The organism is Chitinophaga alhagiae (genome assembly GCF_003568665.1).
In the GTDB taxonomy this organism is placed as follows: Bacteria; Bacteroidota; Bacteroidia; order Chitinophagales; family Chitinophagaceae; genus Chitinophaga; species Chitinophaga alhagiae.
Genome location: NZ_QXMH01000009.1, coordinates 1 through 3115, shown reverse-complemented (window position 1 = coordinate 3115; position 3115 = coordinate 1). Strand labels below are relative to the sequence as shown.

The window sequence follows — 3115 nt, the reverse complement described above, 5'->3', positions numbered from 1 at the left end:
TCTGTCCTGCAGGCAGCGTTACGGAAGCGTTGCGGTCTGACCAACTGCTGATGGATGCACCTGCAGGGAGCGTGCCGCTCCACAGGCCGGTACCCACGGTAGGGTTGGCGGCGGCGAGGGAGAACTGGTCATCGTCACAATGTTCCTGGTTATTGCCTGCGTCAGCGGTAGAGGGGTCTTCGTATACGTTCACGGTTACGGTAGCACATACGGTGTTACCGCAAGGGCCGCTGCTGACTGCTTTAACATAGTAAGTAGTGGTAACAGTGGGTGTAACGGAGATAGACGCCCCTCTGTCTACTTCGGTACCATTGCAACTACCGGTATACCATACCCACTCGGCACCGGTACCGAGGGTACCAGATACGGTGAGGGTAGCGGAGTTACCCACGCAGATGTTGATGCTGGGCACTGCGATGGTGGGCGTGGTAGAAGGCTCTTCAATGGTGACGGTGAAGGGTTGGGTGCTCTCGCAGCCTACGGCATCACGCAGGGTGAGGGTGAAGGTATAAGTACCTTCTTCTACGCCGGCGGGCAGTGTGATGGAGAGGGGACTGGCGGCAAGCGTTTGCCCGGTGATGTTGGTGAAGCCAGGCATCGGGTTAGCGCCGGCAGCCCTGATGTCATACTCGTCCGGTGTACCGGCGGTGATGGCATAGCTCAGATCAAAGGCAGTTTCTGTGTTACAGACAGCAGCCACGTTCTGCACGGTGAACACCGGTGTTACGCTCACGGTAACCGCGATGATATTGCTGGTGCTGGAGCACTCGCCGGATGTTACTATCCTCCTGTAATAAGTGGTAGTGGTCAGCGCACCGGGAGCGTAGCTGGCACCGGTAGCCCCACCAATGTTGGTGAAGGTAGCAGGGTCGTTAGACGCGCTGCTTTGCCATTGGTATGTATAGGTGCCACTGCCACCAGCAGGAGTGGTGCCGGTGAGCTGGGCAGGTGTAGTGTTGGGACAGATGGACTGGCTGGCACTGATGGTGTTGTTGCTCAGTGCTACCAGGTTGGTGAGCGTTACCTGATCTGTAGAAGCAGTACAGGGGCCGTTGGTCACCGTCCAGGTGAGTGTTACGGTCTGTCCTGCAGGCAGTGTTACGGAAGCGTTACGGTCTGACCAGCTGCTGATAGATGCACCCGCAGGGAGCGTACCGCTCCACAGGCCGGTACCAACGGTGGGGTTGGCGGCGGCGAGGGAGAACTGGTCATCGTCACAATGTTCCTGGTCAGCACCTGCGTCAGCGGTAGAGGGATCTTCGTACACGTTCACGGTTACGGTAGCACATACGGTGTTACCGCAAGGGCCGCTGCTGACTGCTTTTACATAATAAGTAGTGGTAACAGTGGGTGTAACGGATATGGACGCCCCTCTGTCTACTTCGGTACCATTGCAGCTACCGGTATACCATACCCACTCGGCACCGGTACCGAGGGTGCCAGATACGGTGAGGGAAGCGGAGTTGCCCACGCAAATGTCGATGCTGGGCACGGCAATGGTGGGCGCGGTAGAAGGCTCTTCAATGGTGACAGTGAAGGGCTGGGTGCTCTCGCAACCTACGGCATCACGCAGCGTGAGGGTGAAGTTGTAAGTACCGGCCGGTGTACCAGCGGGCAGGTTTACAGACAGGGGACTGGCGGCAAGCGTTTGCCCGGTGATGTTGGTGAAGCCGGGCATCGGGTTAGCGCCGGTAGCCCTGATATCATACTCGTCCGGTGTACCGGCAGTGATGGCATAGCTCAGATCAAAGGCAGTTTCTGTGTTACAGATAGCAGCCACGTTCTGCACGGTGAACACCGGTGTTACGCTCACGGTAACCGCGATGATGTTGCTGGTGCTGGAGCACTCGCCGGACGTTACTATCCTTCTGTAATAAGTGGTAGTGGTCAGCGTACCAGGAGCGTAATTAGCCCCGGTGGCTCCACCAATGTTGGTGAAGGTAGCAGGGTCGTTAGACGCGCTGCTTTGCCATTGGTATGTATAAGTACTATTGCCACCAGCGGGTGTAGTGCCGGTAAGCTGGGCAGGTGTAGTGTTGGGACAGATGGACTGGCTGGCACTGATGGTGTTGTTGCTCAGTGCTACCAGGTTGGTGAGCGTTACCTGATCCGTAGAAGCCGTACAGGGGCCGTTGGTCACCGTCCAGGTGAGCGTTACGGTCTGTCCGGCAGGCAGTGTTACGGAGGCGTTACGGTCTGACCAGCTGCTGATGGATGCACCCGCAGGGAGCGTACCGCTCCACAGGCCGGTACCCACGGTGGGGTTGGCGGCGGCGAGGGAGAACTGGTCATCGTCACAATGTTCCTGGTCAGCGCCTGCATCAGCGGTAGAGGGATCTTCGTACACGTTCACGGTTACGGTAGCACATACGGTGTTACCGCAAGGGCCGCTGCTGACTGCTTTTACATAGTAAGTAGTGGTAACGGTGGGTGTAACGGAGATAGAGGCACCTCTGTCTACTTCAGTGCCATTGCAGCTGCCGGTATACCATACCCATTCAGCACCGGTACCGAGGGTACCGGTTACGGTGAGGGTAGCGGAGTTGCCAACGCAGATGTTCACGCTGGGCACGGCAATGGTGGGAGCAGAAGACGGCTCTTCAATGATCACCGTGAAGGGCTGGATGCTCTCGCAACCCACAGCATCGCGCAGGGTGAGGGTGAAGGTGTAAGTACCTTCTTCCACCCCGGCAGGCAGTGTAATGGAGAGGGGGCTGGCGGTGAGCGTTTGCCCGGTGATGTTGGTGAAGCCAGGCATCGGGTTAGCGCCGGTAGCCCTGATGTCATACTCGTCCGGTGTACCGGCAGTGATGGCATAGCTCAGATCAAAGGCAGTTTCTACAGATAGCAGCCACGTTCTGCACGGTGAACACCGGTGTTACGCTCACGGTTACAGCAATGATGTTGCTGGTGCTGGCGCACTCGCCGGATGTTACTATCCTCCTGTAATAAGTGGTAGTGGTCAGTGCGCCGGGAGCGTAATTAGCCCCGGTAGCCCCACCAATGTTGGTGAAGGTAGCAGGGTCGTTAGACGCGCTGCTTTGCCATTGGTATGTATAGGTGCCACTGCCACCAGCAGGAGTGGTGCCGGTGAGCTGGGCAGGTGTAGTGTTGG

Annotated in this window: 2 protein-coding genes; both read right to left on the bottom strand. The window is 57.7% G+C overall.

Going from position 1 to position 3115, the window contains the following annotated elements; all coding sequences use genetic code 11:
• Window positions 1-2758 (bottom strand): DUF8696 domain-containing protein (locus D3A97_RS24690; RefSeq protein ID WP_157986756.1); only part of this gene is annotated, 2758 nt, incomplete at its 3' end.
• A 67-nt stretch (window positions 2759-2825) separates the two neighbouring features.
• The coding region (locus D3A97_RS24685) for a DUF8696 domain-containing protein (protein ID WP_157986755.1) at window positions 2826-3115 on the bottom strand (290 nt) is incomplete at its 5' end.